General features: G+C 44.3%; 21 protein-coding genes, 2 tRNA genes and 1 pseudogene. 9 read left to right on the top strand and 15 right to left on the bottom strand.

What is annotated here, in order from left to right:
- Positions 1-28: 28 nt before the first annotated feature.
- The 3 genes from HGT73_RS08760 to mntP all read right to left on the bottom strand — a co-directional run bounded on the left by HGT73_RS08760 (position 29) and on the right by mntP (position 3,028).
- Positions 29-1,864, bottom strand: coding sequence for an ABC transporter ATP-binding protein (locus HGT73_RS08760; RefSeq protein WP_214213769.1), 1,836 nt, complete (start codon positions 1,862-1,864; stop codon positions 29-31).
- 197 nt (positions 1,865-2,061) lie between these two features.
- Complete coding sequence (locus HGT73_RS08755) at positions 2,062-2,424, bottom strand: protease inhibitor I42 family protein (protein WP_214213767.1); 363 nt, start codon at positions 2,422-2,424, stop codon at positions 2,062-2,064.
- Positions 2,425-2,458: 34 nt separating this feature from the next.
- Complete coding sequence (gene mntP / locus HGT73_RS08750; protein ID WP_214213765.1) at positions 2,459-3,028, bottom strand: manganese efflux pump MntP; 570 nt, start codon at positions 3,026-3,028, stop codon at positions 2,459-2,461.
- Positions 3,029-3,132: 104 nt separating this feature from the next.
- Between mntP and HGT73_RS08745 the strand changes: the two genes are divergently transcribed.
- The 3 genes from HGT73_RS08745 (at position 3,133) to mqo (ending at position 5,502) form a co-directional block, all read left to right on the top strand.
- A complete protein-coding gene (locus tag HGT73_RS08745; RefSeq protein WP_214213763.1) occupies positions 3,133-3,273 on the top strand; it encodes a hypothetical protein in 141 nt (46 codons plus the stop codon).
- Positions 3,270-3,524 (top strand): DUF1158 domain-containing protein, encoded by a 255-nt coding sequence (locus HGT73_RS08740; protein ID WP_214213761.1) that lies wholly within the window; start codon positions 3,270-3,272, stop codon positions 3,522-3,524. The genes HGT73_RS08745 and HGT73_RS08740 overlap by 4 nt, the downstream gene beginning before the upstream one ends.
- A gap of 367 nt (positions 3,525-3,891) precedes the next feature.
- A complete protein-coding gene (gene mqo / locus HGT73_RS08735) occupies positions 3,892-5,502 on the top strand; it encodes a malate dehydrogenase (quinone) (protein ID WP_214213759.1) in 1,611 nt (536 codons plus the stop codon).
- 33 nt (positions 5,503-5,535) lie between these two features.
- On the opposite strand, the gene HGT73_RS08730 is transcribed toward mqo, so the two are convergent.
- Positions 5,536-6,120, bottom strand: a complete 585-nt coding sequence (locus tag HGT73_RS08730) for a LysE family translocator (protein ID WP_214213757.1) — start codon at positions 6,118-6,120, stop codon at positions 5,536-5,538.
- A gap of 140 nt (positions 6,121-6,260) precedes the next feature.
- Between HGT73_RS08730 and HGT73_RS08725 the strand changes: the two genes are divergently transcribed.
- The 3 genes from HGT73_RS08725 (at position 6,261) to HGT73_RS08715 (ending at position 10,208) form a co-directional block, all read left to right on the top strand.
- Complete coding sequence (locus HGT73_RS08725; protein ID WP_214213755.1) at positions 6,261-7,589, top strand: aminotransferase-like domain-containing protein; 1,329 nt, start codon at positions 6,261-6,263, stop codon at positions 7,587-7,589.
- A 55-nt stretch (positions 7,590-7,644) separates the two neighbouring features.
- Positions 7,645-8,655 carry an inner membrane protein YhjD gene (gene yhjD / locus HGT73_RS08720; protein WP_214213753.1) on the top strand — a complete coding sequence of 337 codons (1,011 nt, stop codon included), beginning with the start codon at positions 7,645-7,647 and terminating at the stop codon, positions 8,653-8,655.
- 236 nt (positions 8,656-8,891) lie between these two features.
- Positions 8,892-10,208, top strand: coding sequence for an MFS transporter (locus HGT73_RS08715; protein WP_244968504.1), 1,317 nt, complete (start codon positions 8,892-8,894; stop codon positions 10,206-10,208).
- Positions 10,209-10,320: 112 nt separating this feature from the next.
- Here HGT73_RS08715 and ilvC read toward each other — a convergent pair whose 3' ends face one another.
- A complete protein-coding gene (ilvC, locus tag HGT73_RS08710; RefSeq protein WP_214213741.1) occupies positions 10,321-11,799 on the bottom strand; it encodes a ketol-acid reductoisomerase in 1,479 nt (492 codons plus the stop codon).
- Between the two features lie 154 nt (positions 11,800-11,953).
- Here ilvC and ilvY point away from each other — a divergent pair, with 154 nt between their 5' ends.
- Positions 11,954-12,838 (top strand): HTH-type transcriptional activator IlvY, encoded by an 885-nt coding sequence (gene ilvY, locus HGT73_RS08705; protein ID WP_214214090.1) that lies wholly within the window; start codon positions 11,954-11,956, stop codon positions 12,836-12,838.
- Here ilvY and ilvA read toward each other — a convergent pair whose 3' ends face one another.
- The 6 genes from ilvA to ilvL all read right to left on the bottom strand — a co-directional run bounded on the left by ilvA (position 12,839) and on the right by ilvL (position 19,400).
- Positions 12,839-14,386, bottom strand: coding sequence for a threonine ammonia-lyase, biosynthetic (gene ilvA, locus HGT73_RS08700; protein ID WP_214213739.1), 1,548 nt, complete (start codon positions 14,384-14,386; stop codon positions 12,839-12,841). It lies immediately after the preceding gene.
- 4 nt (positions 14,387-14,390) lie between these two features.
- Positions 14,391-16,241 carry a dihydroxy-acid dehydratase gene (gene ilvD / locus HGT73_RS08695; protein ID WP_214213737.1) on the bottom strand — a complete coding sequence of 617 codons (1,851 nt, stop codon included), beginning with the start codon at positions 16,239-16,241 and terminating at the stop codon, positions 14,391-14,393.
- A gap of 64 nt (positions 16,242-16,305) precedes the next feature.
- Entirely contained in the window at positions 16,306-17,235 is a 930-nt protein-coding gene (locus HGT73_RS08690) for a branched-chain amino acid transaminase (RefSeq protein ID WP_214213735.1), read from the bottom strand.
- Between the two features lie 12 nt (positions 17,236-17,247).
- The gene (gene ilvM / locus HGT73_RS08685) at positions 17,248-17,511 is read right to left on the bottom strand and encodes an acetolactate synthase 2 small subunit (RefSeq protein WP_214213733.1); all 264 of its coding nucleotides are present in this window, start codon (positions 17,509-17,511) and stop codon (positions 17,248-17,250) included.
- Positions 17,508-19,154 (bottom strand): acetolactate synthase 2 catalytic subunit, encoded by a 1,647-nt coding sequence (gene ilvG / locus HGT73_RS08680; RefSeq protein ID WP_214213723.1) that lies wholly within the window; start codon positions 19,152-19,154, stop codon positions 17,508-17,510. Before ilvG ends, ilvM begins: the two co-directional genes overlap by 4 nt.
- Positions 19,155-19,301: 147 nt before the next feature.
- The gene (gene ilvL / locus HGT73_RS08675; protein ID WP_214213721.1) at positions 19,302-19,400 is read right to left on the bottom strand and encodes an ilv operon leader peptide; all 99 of its coding nucleotides are present in this window, start codon (positions 19,398-19,400) and stop codon (positions 19,302-19,304) included.
- 275 nt (positions 19,401-19,675) lie between these two features.
- Between ilvL and HGT73_RS08670 the strand changes: the two genes are divergently transcribed.
- Positions 19,676-21,190: a YifB family Mg chelatase-like AAA ATPase gene (locus HGT73_RS08670; RefSeq protein WP_214213719.1), complete on the top strand. Its 1,515-nt coding sequence runs from the start codon at positions 19,676-19,678 to the stop codon at positions 21,188-21,190.
- Positions 21,191-21,346: 156 nt separating this feature from the next.
- Here HGT73_RS08670 and HGT73_RS15060 read toward each other — a convergent pair.
- Together HGT73_RS15060 and HGT73_RS08660 are read right to left on the bottom strand one after the other, a co-directional pair.
- A pseudogene (locus HGT73_RS15060) lies at positions 21,347-21,599 on the bottom strand (transposase domain-containing protein); the annotation flags it as partial.
- Positions 21,600-21,702: 103 nt separating this feature from the next.
- On the bottom strand, positions 21,703-22,041 hold the full coding sequence (locus tag HGT73_RS08660; protein WP_214213717.1) for a DUF413 domain-containing protein: 339 nt from the start codon (positions 22,039-22,041) through the stop codon (positions 21,703-21,705).
- A 121-nt stretch (positions 22,042-22,162) separates the two neighbouring features.
- Between HGT73_RS08660 and hdfR the strand changes: the two genes are divergently transcribed.
- The gene (gene hdfR / locus HGT73_RS08655) at positions 22,163-22,987 is read left to right on the top strand and encodes an HTH-type transcriptional regulator HdfR (protein WP_214213715.1); all 825 of its coding nucleotides are present in this window, start codon (positions 22,163-22,165) and stop codon (positions 22,985-22,987) included.
- Between the two features lie 121 nt (positions 22,988-23,108).
- Here hdfR and HGT73_RS08650 read toward each other — a convergent pair.
- Positions 23,109-23,184: transfer RNA gene (locus HGT73_RS08650), tRNA-Trp, on the bottom strand.
- A 7-nt stretch (positions 23,185-23,191) separates the two neighbouring features.
- A tRNA-Asp gene (locus HGT73_RS08645) sits at positions 23,192-23,268 on the bottom strand.
- Between the last annotated feature and the right edge of the window lie 163 nt (positions 23,269-23,431).

The following is a 23,431-nucleotide window of genomic DNA, read 5'->3' as shown; positions in this document are numbered from 1 at the left end:
ACTAAACTGACCCACTATTCTTCACTCATTACTCATCAACACCGACAAAACCGCCGGTTTGTCGCTGCCATAGTCGCGCATAAATGCCTTGTTGAGCTAAGAGTTGTTGATGTGTACCTTGCTCCGCGATGCGGCCTTGATGTAATACAATCAACCGATCCATCCGCGCAATTGTCGAGAGGCGATGTGCTATCGCAATAACTGTTTTGCCATCCATTAACGATTCAAGGCTTTCTTGAATGGCTGCTTCGACTTCCGAGTCTAGTGCTGAAGTTGCTTCGTCCATAATCAAGATCGGTGCATTTTTTAATAGAACACGAGCGATAGCGATACGTTGACGTTGCCCACCTGATAGCTTAACGCCCCGCTCCCCGACTTGAGCCTCTAAACCTACCCGCCCTTCGTTATCGGTTAACTGCGGGATAAATTCATCCGCTCGTGCACCAATGATGGCGGCCGATAGCGCTTCATCCGTTGCATCAGGACGACCATATAAGAGATTATCGCGAATAGACCGGTGCAGTAAGGAGGTATCTTGCGTAATCATACCAATTTGGCTACGTAAACTATCTTGCGTCACATTCGCTATGTTTTGCGAATCGATGCTAATCACTCCGTGGTTAACGTCATACATACGGAGTAACAGATTCACCAACGTCGATTTACCGGCACCCGATGACCCGATAAGTCCAATCTTCTCACCCGGTTGGATGGTTAGAGTAAGATCATCAATAATAATCCTCTCTGCAGAATAGCCAAAACGTACGTGGTCAAAAATGATTTGGCCTTGCGTCACGGTCAATTGTTGTGCATTAGGGGGATCTTGTACGCTGAGTGACTGTGAAACAGTCTTCATTCCATCTTGCACAGTTCCAATATTATCGAAAATACCGTTGACCACCCACATGATCCAACCTGACATATTAACCAAGCGAATCACCAAGCCTGTTGCAAGGGCAATCGCCCCAACTGAGATCAGCGATTCACTCCATAGCCATAATGCAAGCCCAGTGGTCGTGACAATTAAAGCACCGTTCATTGTTGAGAGGGTGACATCCATTGCCGTAATCATTCTTCCTGCCAGCTGCGTCTTTTCTGTCTGATCTTGTAGCGTTTCACGCGCGTTTTGCTCTTCAAGTGCACTGTGAGCGAAGAGTTTTAAGGTGGCAATGTTCGTATAACCATCAACAATAAAGCCCATTAATTTAGAACGCGCTTCCGAGGATACGACAGAACGCTGCTTCACTTTCGGTACAAAATAGCTTAATGCCGCGATATAGATGACCATCCAGATAATAAGGGGGATCATTAATTTCCAATCCGTTTCAGCGAACAGCACCAGTGAGGTCACCGCATAAATTAATACGTGCCAAATAGCATCAACGAGTTGAACCGCAGAATCCCTTACTGAGTTACCCGTTTGCATAATTCGCTGGGCAATTCGTCCAGCAAAATCACCTTGAAAAAAAGAAAGGCTTTGCTTCAATACATAACGATGATTTTGCCAACGGATCATACTCGTCATCCGTGGGTTAATGGTTTGGTGAATAAGTAAATCATGTAACCAGATCATGATAGGGCGAATCACCAAAGCCACTGCGCCCATCCACAGCAAAATTTGCCAATGTTCACGAAAAATAGTGGCAGGTTGGCTATGATTCACTAAATCAATGATAGTGCTCAAATAGCTAAATAATGCAACTTCAATAAGTGCCCCGAGAAACCCGACAACTAGTAAGGCAGCAAAACAAGGCCATACTTGGCGTAGGTAATAAAGATAAAAAGCACCAATGGTTTTCGGAGGCTCACCGCTTGGCGCCTCGCGGAAAATATCAATCAATCGTTCAAAACGCTCAGAAATCATAACTCTATAGACTCTACGCAGTGTATGAGGGAATAAGTTTACTGTAAAACAGCCTGAACTGCCGCCCCAAGGAGCGATTTTCATGCCGATTAAGAAGTAATGAGGGGAGTCGATAGAAACGTTAATGCCGTGTAATCAAGCTTATCTTTCCCCTTAATCGGGGTAGTAATGGCGTAAATATTATATGTCATTACTTTTTACTTGATCGTTACCGCGACCGTCTCGACTTTCCAAGACGCTTTGTCAAAAGAACGCCCATAGATAAGCTGTAATTCTGCTAAACCCTTTTGCTGAGCGATAAAAGTAAAGGTTTGTTGGGTAGGGCAACCGACGGCCCCTTTAGGGCAATTTTCTGGATGCTGGTGATCCGCCGATATAAAAATTAACTGCTTTGGAAGCTGCTTTATCATCCATTGGTAACCTGTCGTCGGGTGACTCGCTACCACCAGTTGAACTAACTGCCCTTCCACACCTTCTAAACGCTGTTTTTGATGAGTCGCCAGTGCGGGTAACGATAACAGCATTGCGATACCTGCAATGATCATGGTGTATCGATTCATACAGAGCCCTTTTTAAGGAAGGTCGCGATATTAATTAGTTGAGTAAGCCGAGGTGTTCGATCAATATCGACGTTCCAATACCCACCAGCACAACACCCCCTAGTATTTCGGCCCACTTACCCAAAACGGGTCCGATAAAACGGCCAATCAACATTCCTGTGGTAGCCATGATAGTAGTGCTGACACCAATAGTCACGGCTGTTAGTACAATATTCACCTGTAGGAAAGCTAATCCAACGCCGACGGCTAGCGCATCCAAACTTGTCGCGACAGCCGTCAATGCTAGAACCATAAAACCGTGACGCTCAGGCGGAACGTCGTCATCGTTACAATGACGCAATCCTCCAACGATCATCCGACCACCTAATACCGTCAATAGCACAAAAGCAATCCAATGATCCCATGCCATTACATACTTACTTGCGGCAATACCTAACCCCCAGCCAATCAGGGGAGTCAGCGTTTCAATAACACCAAAGATTAATCCAGTACGCAGCGCCTCTTTCAAGGTCACTTGTTTAAGCACTGCGCCTTTGCCCAGTGCTGCCGCAAAAGCATCCATCGACATGCCTAAAGCAAGGATAAGGGTAGTGAGTATATTCATAGTAGTCGGAAAAATAGTACAAAGTATCAGTAATAATTCCATTGAGGAATTTGCAATGCGTGGAGTCTACCATGTAACACTGGAAATAAAAAAGCAATAAAATCATGCATTTAAGTATAGCAAAGGCTATAATTCTTACCCGACTACATAAAGAAGCGCAAGCCAAGGATATTCTTGGTAAAATTATGGCTTGTGTAGGATCGGTTAAACGACGTTTAGTTGAAGAAAATGCGAGCGCCTTATGAAAAATCCTCTTGAAACACTTTTTATTCCTGCCGGTATTTTACTGTTAGGCTTTCTCTCTGCGCTGCTTCTCCCAGCTCCAACATTTGGAATTCGCGTAGCACGTAGGATAATGACTTCATTTCATTTGATGGATATCAATCAGCTGTACACGATTGTTTTCACGTTGTGGTTTCTGCTTCTCGGTATCTTGGAATACATGCTGATACGCTTCGTCTGGCGGCGCTTTATTCAACCTACATCGAGATCTTAATACTATAATTAACATTTTTTTAACTATTTTTTATCATTCCTATCGGCAATGGCATAAATTTAGTAATAATCATATTTATCATGAAGTTATGATTTAATATTTCCATTATCTGTATTCTTATCTCTGTTTAGCTGAGTACACTGACTTTATAGTGAATAAAAAATAACGCACTGAATATAAACATAAAAAATCCATATCATGAAGATTATTGATCACTATATCTAGGTTTTTTCCAAGAAAATACTTTAAATCCGATGTTTAAAATAAATAGGGAAATGTTATATTTATTGCCATCTTACTGAGTGCTTCATTTACCGTCACTACGCTGTAAGCAAAATAAGTGCCTTACAGAAGAGGATATTGCCTCATGTCTACATCACCTTTACATCTTGCCAACGACACCATGACTGCTAATCTGCCCGAGTCTTCAGTACTTGATATGCTCCTGATTGGTGCAGGAATTATGAGTGCGACGCTTGGTACGCTTTTACAAGAAGTTGAGCCAACAACGCGTATCGAGATGGTCGAACGCCTGTCTGGTGTTGCTGAAGAATCATCTAACGGTTGGAATAATGCGGGAACAGGCCATTCAGCTCTGGCAGAGTTAAATTACACCCCACAGCGTGCGGATGGATCCATTGATATTTCTAAGGCGATTTCGATCAATGAAGCCTTTATGGTTTCCCGCCAATTCTGGGCATCGCTCGTCGAACAAGGCAGATTGGGTGAACCACGTAGCTTTATTAATACCACGCCGCATATGAGCTTTGTTTGGGGTGATGATAATGTGAACTTCCTACGTAAACGTGCGGAAAGTTTACATCAAAGTTGTTTATTCAAAGGAATGGCTTTTTCTGACGATGCAGAAACTATCCGCCAGTGGGCACCTCTCATTATGAAAGGACGTCGGGCGGGAGAAAAAGTTGCAGCGACTCATTCACCTTTTGGTACCGATGTTAACTTCGGTGAGCTAACTAACCAGCTCATTAATAGCTTAAGTAAGCACGAGAATTTCCAGTTGTCCCTGCAACAAGAAGTTAGGACGATATCCCGTTTAAGTAATGGTTTATGGCAAGTTACCCTGCATAATCTGAAGAACAATTCTTCCCGCACTCTTACTGCTAAACATATTTTTATCGGAGCGGGCGGCGGAGCACTGCCGCTACTTCAAAAGACGGGTATTGAGGAAGCGAAAAAATTTGCGGGGTTCCCTGTTGGCGGCTCATTCCTAGTGACTGAGAAAGAAGAACTTGTCCACCAACATCTTGCAAAAGTTTACGGTAAAGCCAGTGTGGGCGCGCCACCAATGTCCGTTCCACATGTTGATACACGAGTACTTGATGGTAAACAAGTGCTACTTTTCGGTCCTTTTGCGACATTTTCTACAAAATTTCTTAAACAAGGATCACTGTTCGACATGTTTGGCTCAATGACGCCGAATAACCTCCTACCCATGATGCAAGTCGGTGCGCGTAATTTTGGTTTAGTGAAATATTTGATTGGCCAAGTTTTACTGAGCGATAAAGACCGCCTTGCGGCATTACGGGAATACGTACCCGATGCGAAAGCTGAAGATTGGCGCTTAGTGGTGGCGGGTCAACGAGTACAAGTTATTGAAAATGATAGCCAGAAAGGCGGCACGTTGAAGCTCGGTACGGAGATTATTACTTCCCAAGACGGGACCATTTCAGCGTTATTAGGTGCCTCTCCTGGTGCCTCAACCGCTGCACAAGCTATGCTTGAAGTAATGAATAGAGTTTTCAAAGATAAAATGGCTTCAGAAAGCTGGCAACAAAAGATCAAGCAGTTGATCCCCTACTGGCAGACCTCGCTTAATGATAACGAACAAGCTGCCGAACAAGTGCTTAAACACACTAGTCAGGTATTAGCGCTTGACTATCCGTCCACGGATATTGGGCAGTCGATGGAAGGTTTAACGTCATTGTCCTTCGCGAAGGCTGAAACAATCCCTTCTTAAACCGATTGTGGCCTACTACGTAGGCCACAATAGTTAGGCCATAATGACTTCGATCAACATCCAACCTGCGGTAACTAATAGCGTTAGTGACATAACGCCGTTAAATACCGTACGTTTATTAGCATCTTGCAGTAGCCCACTCATTTTATCACCTAACATCGCCCAAACAATGACACAAGGCAGCGTCATCATGCCGTAACTCAGTAACATCCAACTAATGGGAACATCGGCAGCGTAGACTAACGCGACATTTAAACACATTAGCCAAGCTTTAGGGTTTACGGCTTGAAAGAACACCGCCCCCATAAAACTCATCGGTGTAGAGGCTTGTGTTAATTGCGGAGCGGCAGAACGGAAAATTTTCCATGCTAACCAAGTAAGATATCCACTACCTGCTAGCGTCAAAGGGATGCGTATCATTGCCATCCAATGCAATAGCTGTTCAAACGCTAAAATAGAAAATAAGAGTTGGACTAGACAGCCAGCAATAATCCCTAAAACCATAGGCAAGGTTCTTTTTAATCCATAGTTCACTCCGGATGTCGCTAACATAACATTGTTTGGACCGGGTGTTACCGACATAACGACAACGTAACTGATGTAAGAGGGATCAAGCATAATAAGTGTCCTGCAAAAGAGTAGAGGGCTATGGTACAGCAGCGAGATAAAGGGTAACAGTGACAAAAAATACTTATTGTAATGAGTACAATTCTATTTATAGTAAATTGTACCTATCATATTGAGAATAAGGTGTACGCATGTCTGACTTAGCACACCGTTATCAACAATTGGCTGACGAGTTTGCAGTCCTCATTCATCAAGGGAAAATCAAGGCTGGCCAAAGGCTTCCTTCGATTAGACGCGTTGCAGAAACGCATCACGTTAGCGTCAATACCGTACTATCAGCGTGGCAGCGTTTAGAAAATCGCGGATTAGTGGAAGCAAGGCCGCAATCTGGATTTTATGTTCGCAGTGTATTGGCTGAAGTGAATACCTCAGCGCCTAGACAATTGAAACCTCGCGAATTAGGGCGTGAAAAAATGGCCCTGATCGAAGCCGCATTTTCCGCACAACGTAATCCGACTTACACCAATATTTCACTCGCCTGTCCACAGCATGAAGATTTTTTCCCCACATCAAAATTAGCAAAGATTTCAGCATCACTGTTACGTAGAACACCTAAAATCATTTCAACCTATGCCTTACCTAATAACGGCGAACCTTTGCGTGAGCAAATTGCTAAGCGTGCACTTTATGCAGGGTTATCACTGGCCGCGGAAGAGATTATTATTACCCACGGTTGTTCAGAAGCCATTCAGTTAGCGTTACGAGTCATTACCTCTCCTGGCGACTGTATCGGTATAGAAAGTCCTACCTACTTTTTCTTATTTCCTCTCCTCGCTGAACTGGGTTTAAAAGCGGTAGAGATCCCCACCGATCCCCGTAAAGGGATCAAAATGGACGTCCTTGAATTAATGCTGAAGGAGCGGAGAATCTCTGCATTAATCACGATACCAACTGTGCATAATCCATTAGGGTTTACGGCTTCTGTTGCGGATAAAAAAAGGCTCGCACAATTGGCTGCCCAGTATCAACTGCCGATTATTGAGGATGGTATTTATAGCGAGCTGCAATTCCATACTCCCGAATCACCAGCTGTAAAAAGTTTCGATAAAGAGGGATGGGTCATCTATTGCACTAGTTTTACGAAAACCCTAGCCCCTGATTTTCGTATTGGATGGATGATACCTGGCCGTTTTCACGGTGCGATTTCACGCTATTTTCCTGAGGGAACACAAGCCACACGTCCAACGGGTGGATTTGTATTTTGGGCTGAATTACCAGGTAAGATTAATACCATTGATCTGTTTGAACAGTTATTAAATGAACGTATTTGCGTGACACCGGGTTCGCTCTATTCCTTAAGCGAACATTACCATCATGCGTTACGTTTATCCTGCTGCTATCCTTTTGATGAGCGCTACCGTTATGCATTACGTCGTACTGGCGAGCTAGCCTGTGAAATGACAGGTATTTCTCCGCCATCTAGGGAACTTGAGCAAATCGAAAACCCGGGTGAACAGTAAGCTATACTGTAGTAAATAATGTATTTATCGCCCTAACCACAATGACGGAATTTTTATGGTTGAGACAAAAAATAACGTAAAAAAGGATAGTGACGAGCAAGTCGCGTCGATCATTCCTATTAAAACGGGGAATGCTTCCGTTGATCATTCGATTAAGCAAGCCTCGCGTTTCTATATATGGTTCACCGCGCTAAAACCTGTTGCCCATTTTCTTCGTGCGGTCGATCGCTTCAATGATCGTTTAGGTAGCCAGTTTGGCGCGGCAATTACCTATTTTTCATTTCTTTCGTTGATTCCTATTTTGATGGTCTCCTTCGCAGCACTAGGATTTGTACTTGCCTCAAATCAGGCTCTTCTTTCAGCATTAATCGATAAGATAGTAAATAGTATTAGTGATCCAACACTGACATTAACACTTAAAAATACCGTCAATACAGCTATTCAGCAGCGTACAACCGTTGGGATCACCGGTTTACTGCTGGCCCTTTATTCTGGGATTAGTTGGGTCGGTAATTTACGTGAAGCCATCAGAGCACAATCTCGTGATGTTTGGGAACGGGCACCAAAAGATGAAGAAAAAATTTGGCACAAATATTTACGCGATTTTGTATCGCTAACGGGTCTAGTCATCGCCTTAGTGATTTCGATATCACTCAACTCCGTTGCAGGCTCCGCCCAATCGACCTTAATCAGCGCATTGGGGTTAGACCATATTAGTTGGTTACGTCCCCTCATTACGGTCAGCGCATTATGTATATCTATCGGCTGTAATTACCTTATATTCCTCTGGATATTTTGGATACTTCCTCGCCATAAACCCCATAAAAAAGCACTTTTCCGGGGGACATTGTTAGCCGCAATCGGGTTTGAATTAATTAAATTTATTATGACTTTTACTTTACCCAAGCTCGCCTCTTCTCCTTCAGGTGCAGCATTTGGCTCGGTATTAGGCTTAATGGCTTTCTTTTATTTTTTCGCACGTTTAACGCTTTTTTGTGCCGCATGGATAGCCACTGCCAACCCTCCAACGTCAAATCAAGAAGAAAAAGAACCAGCAGGTAATTAATGGCAAAACAGGCTAATTAAATTAACTATTTTTTTTAGCCTGTTTCTAGCTTATCCCACCAGCATATGAGGGTATTACCTATAAAATATGTTAAATAATATGTCAGCCATATCATTATCGTCTTTTTAGCACCAGAGACTAGTTTTGGCTTAATTGAACCTGAAGGAGTGGCTACGTAATATGTTTTAACTTTTACACAAAAATAAGAAAATCTAATTATGCAGAAGTCAGAAATAATGACTGAACACACTCAGCAAGCTCCTCCAGTAAATCCACGTAATAAAGTGATTATTGCTTCTTTAGTCGGTACCGCTATAGAATTTTTTGATTTTTATATCTATGCAACCGCTGCAGTTATCGTTTTTCCACATATCTTTTTCCCACAAGGCGATGAAACTGTCGCAACACTGCAATCCTTAGCCACCTTTGCTATCGCATTTGTAGCTCGGCCAATTGGATCAGCCGTCTTCGGCCATTTCGGAGATAAAGTGGGACGTAAAGCAACTTTAGTGGCTTCACTTCTCACGATGGGAATTTCGACAGTAGCGATTGGCCTACTTCCGAGTTACCAAACTATCGGTATTATCGCGCCGTTATTACTCGCACTGGCCCGTTTCGGGCAAGGGTTAGGTCTGGGTGGAGAATGGGGAGGTGCCGCGTTACTTGCGACTGAAAATGCACCAGCCAAAAAAAGAGCATTATATGGATCCTTTCCACAACTCGGTGCCCCCATCGGTTTCTTTTTTGCCAATGGGACTTTCTTACTCCTTTCCTGGCTGCTCACTGATCAACAATTTATGCAGTGGGGATGGCGCGTTCCTTTTATTCTTTCTGCGGTACTGGTCTTAGTCGGACTCTATGTTAGGGTTTCCCTGCATGAAAGCCCTGTTTTCACTGAGGCTAAAAACTCGGAGCAGCAAGTCGCTCTTCCTATCACAACGTTATTTCAAAAACACTTTCGTGCCATGATCCTCGGCACGTTCATTATGCTTGCGACTTATACTCTATTTTATATTATGACCGTCTATTCAATGAGCTATGGCACTGCGCCCCTCCCTCATGGTTTAGGGTTTTCGAGAAATAGTTTCTTATGGATGTTAATGGTTGCAGTAATTGGATTCGGCGTTGCGATCCCAATTGCTGGGATCTTAGCGGATCGCTTTGGCCGCCGGCCGACGATGATCGTAATTACTTTATTGATTATTGCGTTTGCTTTGGTCTTTCCGACTATTCTAGCCAGCGGGTCCCATCTGCTTGTAATGCTATTCCTTACCCTTGGGTTAACGATCATGGGCTTAACTTTTGGGCCAATGGGCGCGCTATTACCTGAGCTTTTTCCTACAGAGATTCGCTATACCGGTGCATCATTCTCTTATAACCTTTCTTCTATACTAGGAGCCTCTGTCGCACCCTATGTTGCCACGTGGTTAAACGCCCAATGGGGACTTTTTGCAGTGGGGCTTTATTTAGCATCAATGGCAGCACTGACGTTGTTAGCACTTATTATCAGTAAAGAAACACAACATACAACACTCTATACCCCACGCGGTTAAAACTTCCCCTGTATAAGGGGTTATTTTTCTTTTTAAACCAGTACGTTAAGCGCAAAAAAACCCAATATTGACATGCAATATTGGGTTTCGACGCTACATTCGCTAGTTGATATTAGCCTGCGACTGCAATACTTTTCATATCAGTCATATAACCACGTAGTTTACGACCTACTTCTTCAATCGGGTGATGACGGACAGCTTCATTTACTTCACGTAACTGCGCGTTATCAACATTGTTGTCGGTGGTCACAGATTTACCTAAATCACCCGGTTTTAGATTCGCCATAAAATCTTTAAGTAATGGTACCGCAGCGAAACTGAATAGGTAATTTCCGTATTCTGCCGTATCAGAAATAACGACGTTCATTTCATATAAGCGTTTACGAGCGATTGTGTTCGCGATTAATGGTAATTCGTGCAGAGATTCGTAATAGGCGGATTCTTCAATGATCCCTGCATCAACCATGGTTTCAAATGCCAGCTCAACACCTGCTTTCACCATCGCAACCATAACTACACCTTGGTCGTAGTATTCTTGCTCTGCGATTTTTCCTTCGTATTGTGCAGCATTTTCAAACGCGGTTTTGCCCGTCTCTTCACGCCAAGTCAGTAAATCTTTATCGTCGTTCGCCCAGTCAGCCATCATTCCGGATGAAAATTCACCGGAGATGATATCATCCATATGCTTTTGGAACAGCGGAGCCATCAACGTTTTCAGTTGTTCTGACAGCGCATAAGCACGTAATTTAGCGGGGTTAGAAAGGCGGTCCATCATTAAAGTAATGCCACCAAACTTCAGGGATTCGGTAATTGTTTCCCAACCAAACTGAATTAATTTTTCCGCGTACGCCGGATCTGTACCTTCAGCGACTAATTTATCGAAGCACAGAATCGAGCCAGCTTGTAGCATTCCGCAAAGAATCGTCTGCTCACCCATTAAGTCTGATTTCACTTCTGCTACGAATGAAGACTCTAGAACCCCTGCGCGATGACCACCAGTTGCCGCCGCCCATGCTTTAGCAATTGCTAAACCGTCTTTCTTCGGATCGTTTTCTGGGTGAACGGCTAATAAGGTCGGTACACCGAAACCACGCTTGTACTCTTCACGAACTTCCGTACCTGGACATTTTGGTGCCACCATCACAACCGTGATGTCTTTACGAATCGTTTCGCCAACTTCAACGATATTAAAGCCGTGTGAATAACCCAGAGCAGAACCTTCTTTCATTAAAGGCTGAACAGCTTGAACAACAGCTGAGTGCTGTTTGTCTGGAGTAAGGTTAATCACCAGATCGGCTTCAGGAACTAATTCTTCGTAAGTGCCGACTTTGAAGCCATTGTCTGTTGCTTTACGCCATGATGCACGTTTTTCATTAATCGCTTCTTGACGTAGAGCATAGGCTACATCGAGGCCAGAATCGCGCATGTTTAAGCCTTGGTTTAAGCCTTGGGCGCCGCAACCAATGATGACAATTTTTTTACCTTTTAAGTAATTTGCTTCATCAGCAAACTCTTCGCGAGACATAAAACGACATTTGCCTAATTGCGCCAGCTGATTACGTAAGTTCAGCGTGTTGAAATAGTTAGCCATGAATACTCCAGATAATGTTGTGCGTATTTGTTTAGTTATTGAAACATTTTTCGTTTCGTTATGACCCCATCATATGACAGGAAATGCGTTGCTTAAATTGATATATTAACAACATTACATTGCAATTAACGCAACATAAAAAGGCATACCGATGATGGATTTGCGCGATCTCAAATTATTTCTCCATTTGGCTGAATCTTGTCACTTTGGTCAGACTTCTCGGGCTATGCACGTAAGTCCATCAACGCTTTCACGACAAATTCAACGCCTAGAAGATGAACTGGGTTATCCACTCTTTCTTCGCGATAATCGTTCTGCTTCACTCACCGAAGCGGGAGAGCAGTTAAAAGTCTTTGCCCAACAGACTTTATTACAATATCAGCAGCTAAAGCATGCGATGGCTGTTGAAAATCCGTCTCTGAGTGGCGAATTAAAAATTTTCTGTTCAGTCACCGCAGCATATAGCCATTTGCCCCCAATCCTTGATCGTTTTAGGGTGGCGCATCCGCAAGTTGAAATAAAACTTTTCACTGGTGATCCCGCTGATGCCGTGGAGATTGTCAGTTCTGGCCATGCCGATGTTTCAATCGCAGGTAAACCCCATTCTCTTCCAACGGGTATCGATTTCACGCCTCTCGCCACATTACCACTCGTGATGATAGCCCCAGCTCTACCTTGCCCCGTCCGTCATCAGGTAGTGAACAGTGAAACACGAAACTGGCACACGATCCCTTTTGTTATTCCTGAGCAAGGCCCCGTTAGACGTAGCATCGATCTATGGTTTCGCCGTCAGCGTCTTACTAACCCCGTGATTTATGCCACAGTTGCTGGACACGAAGCGATGGTCTCCATGGTTGCTCTAGGCTGTGGTGTCGCGTTACTTCCCGAGATTGTCATTGAGAACAGCCCAGATATGGTGCGTAATCGTATTATGACGATAGAAGGCGAAGATCTCGGTGAACCTTTAGGATTAGGCGTTTGCGTTCAAAAACAACGGCTACGAGAGCCGTTGATTGAAGCGTTTTGGGATCTATTATAGCTATTGTCCGGCCAGAAAAAATTTAAAAGCAGGATTTTCTGTTTCGTCATGGTAGGCATAACCCAACGCATCAAGGTGCGGTTCAAAATCCGTTTCTCGTGGATTCTGTTCAAAGGCTGCTAGCACCCGACCATAATCCGTACCGTGACTACGATAGTGAAAAAGCGATATGTTCCAGTGTGTTCCTAAGGTTTCTAAGAACTTTAGTAATGCACCGGGAGACTCCGGAAACTCGAAGCTAAAGAGACGCTCTTGTAAGGCTTTCCCTGGCCGACCACCAACCATATAACGTAAATGCAGTTTTGCCATTTCATCATCGGAAAGATCGACGACTTGGTAACCGTGATCGTGTAATTGAGCAACGATCTCTTTGCGCTCCTCATACCCTCGGGTCAATCTCACACCGACAAAAATACAAGCCTTACCCTCATCAGCGTAACGGTAATTAAACTCTGTAATTGACCGTCCCCCCAATGTTTGGCAAAAGGTCAAAAAACTCCCCTGCTGTTCTGGGATAGTAACAGCCAAAAGCGCCTCGCGTTGTTCACCCAATTCACAGCGTTCAGACACATAGCGCAAGCCATGAAAGTTAACGTTCGCACCGGAGAGCACGTGAGCTAAACGCTCACCCTCAATACCATGCTGTTGAATATATTTTTTCATTCCGGCGAGCGCTAAAGCCCCAGAAGGTTCAGCGATAGCGCGAACATCTTCAAATAAGTCTTTCATCGCAGCGCAAATCGCATCACTGTCAACCGTTACGATGTCATCAATATACTGCTGACATAAACGGAAGGTTTCACTGCCGATACGCTTTACGGCAACGCCCTCAGCAAATAATCCTACTCGAGCAAGCTCAACGGGATGGCCCGCTTTAAGCGCGGCTGCAAGACAAGCTGAATCATCAGCTTCAACAGCAATAACTTTAATTTCAGGCATTAGCTGTTTAATTAAGACAGCAACGCCTGCGGCAAGGCCACCACCGCCTACCGGTACAAAGATACGGTCAAGATGGGCATCCTGCTGTAATAACTCCATCCCCAAAGTCCCCTGTCCTGCAATAACAGCAGGATGATCAAAGGGAGGAATAAAGGTATACCCGTGCTCAGCGGAGAGCGCGATCGCTTTCGCTTTCGCCTCATCGAAATTAACTCCATACAATAACGCTTCGCCACCAAAGGCACGAACGGCATCCACTTTGATATCCGCAGTGGCAAGCGGCATCACGATCTTAGCCTCAATACCGAGCTTGGCAGCGGAAAGAGCGACTCCCTGTGCGTGGTTTCCTGCTGAAGCCGTTACCACGCCACGCGATTTTTGTTCTTCACTTAATCCCGCAATCATGGCATAGGCACCACGTAGCTTAAAGCTATGTACTGGCTGACGATCTTCACGTTTGACTAAGATCGTGTTGCCCAAACGCTCAGAAAGTTTATTCATCGCTTGCAGCGGGGTAACCTGTGCAACGTCATACACGGGAGACCGCAAAATAGCATGAAGATATTCGCCTGCTGACGGTTCAGCAGGCAAGGGTTTGACTGTCGCCATCGACTTATCCCCCGAGTTTACTCTTATCACGCACCGCGCCTTTATCCGCACTCGTTGCTAGAGAGGCATAAGCACGTAGTGCAAAAGAGACTTCGCGTTGACGATTGTGTGGAGTGTAAGCATGTTCACCACGTTGAGTTTGTGCCGTTTGACGTTGGGCTAGCTCCTCATCACTGATATCCAGTGTGATACCACGCTGTGGAATATTAATAGTGATCATATCGCCCTCTTCCACCAGCGCAATAATGCCACCACTTGCCGCCTCAGGAGAAACATGCCCGATTGATAATCCTGACGTTCCACCGGAGAAACGACCATCAGTAATTAACGCACATTGTTTTCCAAGACCCATCGATTTTAAATAAGTCGTTGGATAAAGCATCTCTTGCATACCTGGACCGCCTTTAGGGCCTTCATAGCGAATGACCACAACATCTCCCGCCACAACTTTTCCACCAAGGATCGCTTCTACAGCATCATCTTGGCTTTCGTAGACTTTTGCTGGACCACGGAATGTCAGGATTTCTTCGTCTACACCTGCCGTTTTAACGATACATCCCTTTTCCGCCAGATTACCGTAAAGTACCGCAAGTCCGCCATCTTGTGAAAACGCGTATTGGCGTTCACGAATACAGCCATTTTGACGGTCGTCATCCAAGGTGTCCCACCGGCAAGACTGTGAAAAAGCTTTAGTGGTACGAATACCTGCCGGCCCTGCTCGATACATGGTTTTAATTGCATCGTCTTCGGTCAGCATGATGTCATACTGCGCTAAGGTCTCTTTTAACGTTGAGCCAAGGACATTCGGTACGTCGGTTTTAAGTAGCCCTGCACGATCAAGCTCCCCAAGGATACCTATCACTCCACCGGCACGGTGAACATCTTCCATATGATATTTTTGAGTACTAGGAGCAACTTTACATAAATGCGGGACTTGTCGCGATAAGCGATCGATATCGGAAATATCAAAATCAATATCTCCCTCTTGTGCCGCAGCAAGTAGATGCAATACGGTATTCGTGGATCCCCCCATTGCGATATCTAGCGTCATTGCATTTTCAAACGCAGCTTTGGAAGCGATATTACGTGGCAACGCACTACTATCATCTTGCTCATAATAGCGTTTGGTTAACTCAACAATCCGTTTCCCTGCATTAATGAAAAGTTGTTCGCGGTCAGCATGCGTAGCCAGTAATGAACCATTACCTGGTTGAGAGAGGCCCAATGCTTCGGTAAGACAGTTCATTGAGTTCGCAGTAAACATTCCAGAGCAAGAGCCACAGGTCGGGCACGCCGAACGCTCAATCTGTTCACTGTCCGCATCACTCACATTTGGATTCGCACCTTGGATCATTGCATCGACAAGATCGAGTTTAATGATCTGATCAGAGAGTTTGGTTTTACCCGCTTCCATCGGGCCTCCTGAAACGAAGATCACTGGAATGTTTAAGCGCATTGACGCCATTAACATTCCGGGAGTGATTTTGTCACAGTTGGAAATACAGACCATCGCGTCAGCGCAATGGGCATTAACCATATACTCGACCGAATCGGCGATCAGTTCACGGGAAGGGAGAGAATAAAGCATACCTCCGTGCCCCATCGCGATACCATCGTCAACCGCAATGGTGTTAAATTCTTTAGCAACACCACCAGCGGCTTCAATTTGTTCCGCAACCAGTTTACCAAGATCACGTAAATGTACATGGCCTGGAACAAATTGGGTAAAGGAGTTAACGACGGCAATAATCGGTTTCCCAAAATCGTCATCCGTCATTCCTGTTGCGCGCCATAAGGCACGAGCGCCAGCCATATTACGGCCGTGGGTGGTTGTTGCAGAACGGTACTTAGGCATGCTCTATCTACTCCAAATAAAAACAAAAACGGGCATGGCCTGCCCGTTATAAAATGAATGATGTTTACGCGTTAATAGGATCTAACCAGCCCCATTTATCTTCCGTTTCACCGGTAAATAAACCAAAGAAGGCTTGCTGAATACGTTCAGTAACTGGACCACGTTTACCAGCACCGACAGTGATACCATCAACACTTCTTACCGGTGTAATTTCAGCCGCAGTTCCTGACATAAAGACCTCATCAGCAAGATAGAGCGACTCACGTGATAAGACTTGTTCACGCACTTCAATCCCTAAAGACTTAGCCAGTGTGATGATGGCATCACGTGTAATCCCCGGTAATGCTGAAGAAGTAAAAGGCGGTGTAAATAATATGCCATCTTTTACTTCAAATAGGTTTTCTCCAGCCCCTTCTGAGATATAACCTTGCGTATCTAAGGCAATACCTTCTTGATAACCATGACGGCGCGCTTCGCTACCCACTAACAGTGATGATAAGTAGTTTCCTCCTGCTTTAGCTGCGGTAGGAAGGGTGTTCGGTGCAACACGGTTCCAAGAGGACACCATTGCATCAATTCCCTGCTCCAATGCCTCTGCCCCTAGGTACGCTCCCCACGGAAAGGCTGCGATAATGACATCCATGCTAAAGCCATCGGGAGGATTAACACCAAGTCCCACATCACCGACAAACGCTAAAGGACGAATATAAGCGCTTTTAAGATTGTTTTTACGCAGAACTTCACGACACGCTTCCATTAGTTCATCAACAGATTGTTTGATAGGGAAACGATAAATCTTCGCAGAATCGTGGAGACGCTTCATATGTTCACGGTGACGAAATACCACTGGCCCTTTGTGCGAATCATAACAACGAACGCCTTCAAACACAGAAGTGCCGTAATGGAGGGCATGAGACATGACGCTCACCTTCGCCTCTTCCCATTTTACCATTTCACCATTAAACCAAATGAATTCCGCTTTTTTTGTGCTCATTATCTCTGTCCTTTACGACTGTGCGCGTATTTGTTGTGTTTCGTTATGCGTGACGTTAACGCTGTCAACGTCCATTAATTTTGTTAGCTGGGTCGAAAGTAACTCAATACCACGGTTACTGGCGACTGTCATTTCAATGTTGATCTGTTCTGGCCCCGATGTCTGTACCATTTGCATCGCCTTAATCTCGAAACCACGGTGTCGAACAACCCTCAGAATACGCTCTAGCGCTTCAGGCCGATAACTGGCAGCAATGGTGATTTGGTGCTGATTCATGCGCTTTTCTCCATCATATGAGTATTGCTCGCTCCAGGCGGGACTAGAGGCCAGACATTTTCGTTTTCATCGATCTGAACATGTAAAAAATAAGCTGTCGGCGCATTTAAGAATTCATCAAGTGCCGCATCAATTTCATCTTTTGTGCTGATGGTTTTACCCGGGATATCAAAAGCTCGTGCTAACATTAAAAAGTCTGGGTTATCAGTCAATAATGTTTCGCTATAACGCTCTTCAAAGAACAGTTGTTGCCATTGGCGAACCATCCCCAGGCGTTGGTTATCTAACAGTAAAATTTTTACTGGTAATTGCTTACGTTTTAGCGTGCCGAGTTCCTGAATGTTCATCATGATGGAACCGTCTCCAGAGACGCAAACAATAGTGTCTTCTGGGCGGGCGACTTGTGCACCAAGTGCAGCCGGAAGCCCAAATCCCATCGTTCCTAATCCACTTGACGTAATGAAATTCTCTGGCTGACTGAATGTCATGTGTTGTGCTGCCCACATCTGGTGTTGCCCAACATCGGTAGTAACAACCGTATTGTTAGGCATTTTTTCTGCAAGTTTTTTTAATAACGCCGGAGCGTAGATCGGTGATCCTGGATGATCGTAGTCAGGAACATTATCGCTTTTCAGTTTACCAATATGCGCTAACCAAGGGGTAAGAGAAAGGTCACAAGTTAACTGGGGTAACAGGCTCTTTAGGTCCCCCTGCAAACCAACATGTGCGCGACGTAATTTATTTAACTCAGCAGGATCGATATCAATATGGATAACGGCTGCGTGAGGTGCAAAGGTATCCAATTTTCCAGTCACTCTGTCATCAAAACGGGCGCCCACGGCAATAAGTAAATCGCTTTCTTGGACGGCTAAGTTTGCCGCTTTACTCCCATGCATCCCTAACATACCCAAATAGTACGGGTTATGTTGTGAAACAGAACCTAAGCCTTTCAGCGTACAAACGGAGGGAAGAGAGGTCGCCGAGAGGAACTCACGTAATTCAGGTACAGCTCCTGCCATACCAACTCCCCCCCCGACATAAACAATGGGTTTTTTAGCATTTTGAAGTAATGCTTTAGCTTCATTTAACGATCCGTGAAAGGGATTATTTTCTTGCAGCACAGTACTTAAAACTGGCTGAAAGTCCGACATTCCCATTTGAATATCTTTCGGAATATCCACAAGAACTGGCCCTGGACGTCCTGATTGGGCTATAGCAAAAGCATCAGCTAGAATTTGTGGCAGTTCTTCAGCACGTTGGACCATAAAGCTGTGTTTAGTACAAGCAAGTGATAGCCCTAGCACGTCAATTTCTTGGAAGGCGTCAGTACCAATCACCGCAGTAGAGACTTGTCCCGTAATGGCGACAATTGGGACTGAATCCATCATGGCATCGGCAAGGCCTGTAATAAGATTCGTGGCACCTGGGCCCGAGGTTGCGATACAAACACCCGTTTTACCTGTAGCCCTAGCATAACCAATGGCAGCAATGACGGCCCCTTGCTCATGACGACATAGCAAATGTTCAACACCTCCGTCATAAAGCGCATCGTAGACAGGCATGATGGCCCCACCGGGATAACCAAAAACTGTTTTGATACCCTGTCCTCGTAGGGCGTGAACTACCCATTGTGCTCCAGTCATTATTAAACCTCTGTTATTTTTAGGTTGTACAGAATTTTATGCTAATTATTCTGTAGCCTCAGATTTTATTGTTTTGTTATGTTTGACCCAAAAAAAAACCCCCGGACTGTTAAGTGCGGGGGGTTTCTTTTGATTAAGACTTGATTGTTAAGCCTTTTCTCTTCCGAACGCAGCCCCGCAGGATGGGAGAATAATCACCACCACGCTAATGAGAATAAGGCTAATCACTCGTAAAAGGGCTTTCATAATCGGTTCAGTTATTCATCTTAATCGAATCAATACCTACAGAGTTATCATAGTTTTTATCTATATTGCAACGTTTTTTTATTGCATCCAATAGCAAAATAATAAGAAACTTTCATTAACATTTTGATTATTATCAAATAAACCCTCCAATTCTTTACAAGAAAAAACCGCATTGAATTGTGAATATTTTTTTCGAGACGTATCCCAACAATGGATATGTTACTCAAGAAAACTAAATTTTCTTGGCATACTGTCAAAAAAGAGGGAAACGAAACATGGCACTTGCGGAAGTTTTTACCCGGGCATTAACAGGAATCTCAACTCTTCTCGTTACGGTGGAGATCGACATTAGTAAAGGATTACCTGGCTTTACCTTGGTAGGGCTCTCTGACTCAATAACCCGAGGTATTAGAGCTCGCGTTCGGAGCGCAATCATTAATAGCGGTTATCACTTCCCAGCAAGAAAAATTACACTAAGTCTTACACCCAGCGATTGTATTAAAGAAGGATACGGTTACGATTTACCTATCGCTATTGCAGTCCTTGTAGCATCAGGACAAGTTAACCCCCTATCTCTCAGCCACTATGAGTTTTATGGAGAACTCTCTTTAGATGGTACGCTGAATGGATGTAAAGGTACGATTTCTGCCCTTCTTGCAGCACCGGATTCAAACCATCATATAATTGTTGCGAGTGAATTCTATAACCCTGACATAGCTTTTAACCAAGATGCTATTTTCTTTGCAGACGACCTCAAGCAAGTCTGTCGCTATATTCAAGGTGATACTCTTTTGCGCCCACATCGCCCTGATTTCATTAAGACAGACGCCACACCACTCTATAAAAATGACTTAGAAACGATTATTGGGCAACAGCATGCTAAGCGCGCAATAGAAATAGCCGCTGCAGGAGGGCATAGCCTTCTTATGGGCGGCCCACCTGGGACTGGAAAAACAACATTAGCCAACTGCTTAGCTGGATTACTTCCTCCACTGACTAATGATGAGAAAATAGCGATTGCAGAAGTTTCAAATTTACTGAGCAGCCATTTAGTCTTTCCGCTCTCACGACCTTTTCGATCACCTCATCACAGTATTACCCCGGCAGGACTCATTGGTACGACACAACCGCTGTCAGTGGGTGAAATAACCTTAGCTCACCAAGGTGTACTCTTTTTAGATGAATTGATGGAGTTTGATAAGAAGACACTGGAGGCCTTAAGAACACCATTGGAAAAAGGCTCTGTACTGCTATCGAGAGCAAAAAAACAGGTTACTTATCCTGCGAAATTCCATTTAATCGCAGCCATGAACTTTCCTTTTGTCCAAATACATTCACAGACCAAAGATCAAAGAAAAAAACATTCCATAGATAAAAGCTTGGAAAGACTTTCTGCGGCGCTTATTGATCGCTTTCAACTGTCTGTAGAGGTTTCGAGTCCAGTTGAAAAACGACTTACATTAAAAGAAGAGTCTGGAAAATGTGTTCGAGAGAGAGTGAGTTTGGCACGACATAAGCAGATGGAACGACAAGGAAAAGAAAATGCACGACTGTGTTCTAGTGAAGTAAATTTTTACTGCCCTATTACTGAAAGTGATAGAGCATGGTTAAACAACTATTATGAAAAATTCCTTTTATCACCTCGGTCCGTTCTCCACATTATTCAGGTTGCTCGGACGATTACTGATCTTAACGGTGAAACAACAATAACAAGACATTCCCTTCAAGAAGCATTGAGCTATCGTTATACAGATAGAATCATTCACTATTTGACTCATTTTTATAATTAAAAAAGCCCACAAGAGTAGTAATGCCGATCAGTTAAGCCCCTGACTAGCTTTTTTCATACGCTTTTGGATACCTTCACCACTCTCGGAAAGGCTCTCTCCCTTCTTATCAGCAGTTTCACCCACTGTCCCATAGCCTCCAGATTACGCAATAATTCTGGGATACGACCCGGTGATGCTCCTTGATGGGTCATTAACGATTTGGTGAAGGGTTCTTCGCGTTCGAGTGCCATACCAATGATGCACTAGCCCCTCATTTCCAATGAGAGACCCGTTTACGTAACGTGACAGAGCCGGATTCGGCCAAATACTGGGAGGTGAGTTCGAGATCGAGTAAATCGCCTAGAGAAGTCAGAGGGTTACGGGTAGAGTCGTAATGGGAAACAAGATCAAGAGCTTGAGCAATGCGCATAAAAAAATCCGGAAACGAAGAACATTTCCGGATTGTTGCACAGCGATTGAATCGTTCAAGTGATCCTTAACTGATCGGCATTACTACAAGAGTGGGCCTTTTTCTAATCATCGCTGTCAGTATAGTCTTCAACCGTATCCATTTGTGGTTTACCACCTGATAAAGTATGAAAACGCTTAGGGCGTTTAATTCGTGACATATACTTAGACCAAACTTTTTCTGCCTCAGTCGATGCAGAACGTTGACCACGGCAAACTTCAATAAATTGTTGCTCTTCTTCTGTAACAGGTTCACGCTTTGCCAAATCGAGTTCATTCATAGCAAAACCGAAACGTTCTAGAAGCTGAGCCTCTTTAATTGTGAAATCCCCATGACGGGAAAATCCACGTGGGTAGTGCTTATTATCAAAAAAACGGTGGGTAGTTACAAAGCTCTCCGCCATATAACACGCTCCTGCTTCTATTAATAGCTGTGTAGTTCATGCCGCGGAGTATTAGTTAGGCTTGACAAAGTGTAAAACAAAAGATTTAAATTGAAACGATAAAATATTTTGGAGAAGTACTGTGGACACTGAATTACTCAAAACTTTTTTGGAAGTTAGCCGTACACGACACTTTGGCCGTGCAGCTGAAGCACTCTATCTCACACAATCAGCCGTGAGCTTCCGAATAAGACAATTAGAAAATCAACTCGGTGTCAGTTTATTTACACGCCATCGGAATAATATACGATTAACGACAGCAGGCGAAAAATTAAGGCCATATGCTGATGCGCTAATGTCAACGTGGGCACAAGCAAAGAAAGATGTCGCATTAGCATTACAACACCATGAAATCTCTGTAGGCGCGAGTACGGCTCTATGGGAGGCCTACCTTACCGCTTGGCTTAAAAAGCTGTATGCAGAGTATGATGAGCTTCATATAGAGGCTAGAGTGGCTCAACGACATTTACTTGTGAAACAAATACACGAGCGGCAGTTAGATCTATTGATCACCACGGAGGCCCCTAAAATGGACGAGCTTAACAGCCAGGCAATCGGATCCTTAAATTTGGCATTATTTCGGTCCAAAAATAGCCCAGAAGAAGGGAAAAGTCGTTATATAAAAGTAGAATGGGGGGCCGATTTTCAATATCACGATGAATATCTTGCCGAAATTGATGATACCTATCTTTTAACAACGACCTCGGCAAATATAGCTCGGGAGTTACTTGGCTCAACGAATAGCTGTGCATTTCTTCCCGATTACTGGGGTGAATTTTACCCTGATCTTGTCAAAGTCGAGAACTCACCGCTGATACCCAGAACTCTCTATGCTGTCTGGCTACAAAATAGTGATCATCTGCAAGAATTAAAGCAGTTAATGAAAATTCCAGTAACAATAGATTAGCCACAGGGTGTTATACGTGACAATAAAGCGGATAACACCTCATTTTGATTCAGTGAAGTAGTGAGATAAGTAAATTTTAGGCAAAAAAAAATCCTTTACATGAGTAAAGGATTTTACTTTCTGGCAGGGGCGGAGGGACTCGAACCCCCAACACCCGGTTTTGGAGACCGGTGCTCTACCAATTGAACTACGCCCCTAAATAAGTGGCGGAACGGACGGGGCTCGAACCCGCGACCCCCTGCGTGACAGGCAGGTATTCTAACCAACTGAACTACCGCTCCACCGATTCTGTCTCAAAGTAGCACTGCTACTTTGCTTGTTTCTCCCGCACCGTGTCAAGGGCGTGGTCATGACCTTTCGGTCTTATTTGGATGCCTGGCAGTTCCCTACTCTCGCATGGGGAGACCCCACACTACCATCGGCGCTACGGCGTTTCACTTCTGA

This window comes from Rosenbergiella australiborealis (assembly GCF_018494035.1).
Lineage (GTDB): Bacteria > Pseudomonadota > Gammaproteobacteria > Enterobacterales > Enterobacteriaceae > Rosenbergiella > Rosenbergiella australiborealis.
This window is presented reverse-complemented; position numbering and strand designations above follow the sequence as displayed.

Coding starts and splice junctions, on each gene's coding strand:
- HGT73_RS08760 (WP_214213769.1), bottom strand. CDS start 1,864: ATGATTTCTGAGCGTTTTGAACGATTGATTGATATTTTCCGCGAGGCG.
- HGT73_RS08755 (WP_214213767.1), bottom strand. CDS start 2,424: ATGAATCGATACACCATGATCATTGCAGGTATCGCAATGCTGTTATCG.
- mntP (WP_214213765.1), bottom strand. CDS start 3,028: ATGAATATACTCACTACCCTTATCCTTGCTTTAGGCATGTCGATGGAT.
- HGT73_RS08745 (WP_214213763.1), top strand. CDS start 3,133: ATGCATTTAAGTATAGCAAAGGCTATAATTCTTACCCGACTACATAAA.
- HGT73_RS08740 (WP_214213761.1), top strand. CDS start 3,270: ATGAAAAATCCTCTTGAAACACTTTTTATTCCTGCCGGTATTTTACTG.
- mqo (WP_214213759.1), top strand. CDS start 3,892: ATGTCTACATCACCTTTACATCTTGCCAACGACACCATGACTGCTAAT.
- HGT73_RS08730 (WP_214213757.1), bottom strand. CDS start 6,120: ATGCTTGATCCCTCTTACATCAGTTACGTTGTCGTTATGTCGGTAACA.
- HGT73_RS08725 (WP_214213755.1), top strand. CDS start 6,261: ATGTCTGACTTAGCACACCGTTATCAACAATTGGCTGACGAGTTTGCA.
- yhjD (WP_214213753.1), top strand. CDS start 7,645: ATGGTTGAGACAAAAAATAACGTAAAAAAGGATAGTGACGAGCAAGTC.
- HGT73_RS08715 (WP_244968504.1), top strand. CDS start 8,892: ATGACTGAACACACTCAGCAAGCTCCTCCAGTAAATCCACGTAATAAA.
- ilvC (WP_214213741.1), bottom strand. CDS start 11,799: ATGGCTAACTATTTCAACACGCTGAACTTACGTAATCAGCTGGCGCAA.
- ilvY (WP_214214090.1), top strand. CDS start 11,954: ATGGATTTGCGCGATCTCAAATTATTTCTCCATTTGGCTGAATCTTGT.
- ilvA (WP_214213739.1), bottom strand. CDS start 14,386: ATGGCGACAGTCAAACCCTTGCCTGCTGAACCGTCAGCAGGCGAATAT.
- ilvD (WP_214213737.1), bottom strand. CDS start 16,241: ATGCCTAAGTACCGTTCTGCAACAACCACCCACGGCCGTAATATGGCT.
- HGT73_RS08690 (WP_214213735.1), bottom strand. CDS start 17,235: ATGAGCACAAAAAAAGCGGAATTCATTTGGTTTAATGGTGAAATGGTA.
- ilvM (WP_214213733.1), bottom strand. CDS start 17,511: ATGAATCAGCACCAAATCACCATTGCTGCCAGTTATCGGCCTGAAGCG.
- ilvG (WP_214213723.1), bottom strand. CDS start 19,154: ATGACTGGAGCACAATGGGTAGTTCACGCCCTACGAGGACAGGGTATC.
- ilvL (WP_214213721.1), bottom strand. CDS start 19,400: ATGAAAGCCCTTTTACGAGTGATTAGCCTTATTCTCATTAGCGTGGTG.
- HGT73_RS08670 (WP_214213719.1), top strand. CDS start 19,676: ATGGCACTTGCGGAAGTTTTTACCCGGGCATTAACAGGAATCTCAACT.
- HGT73_RS08660 (WP_214213717.1), bottom strand. CDS start 22,041: ATGGCGGAGAGCTTTGTAACTACCCACCGTTTTTTTGATAATAAGCAC.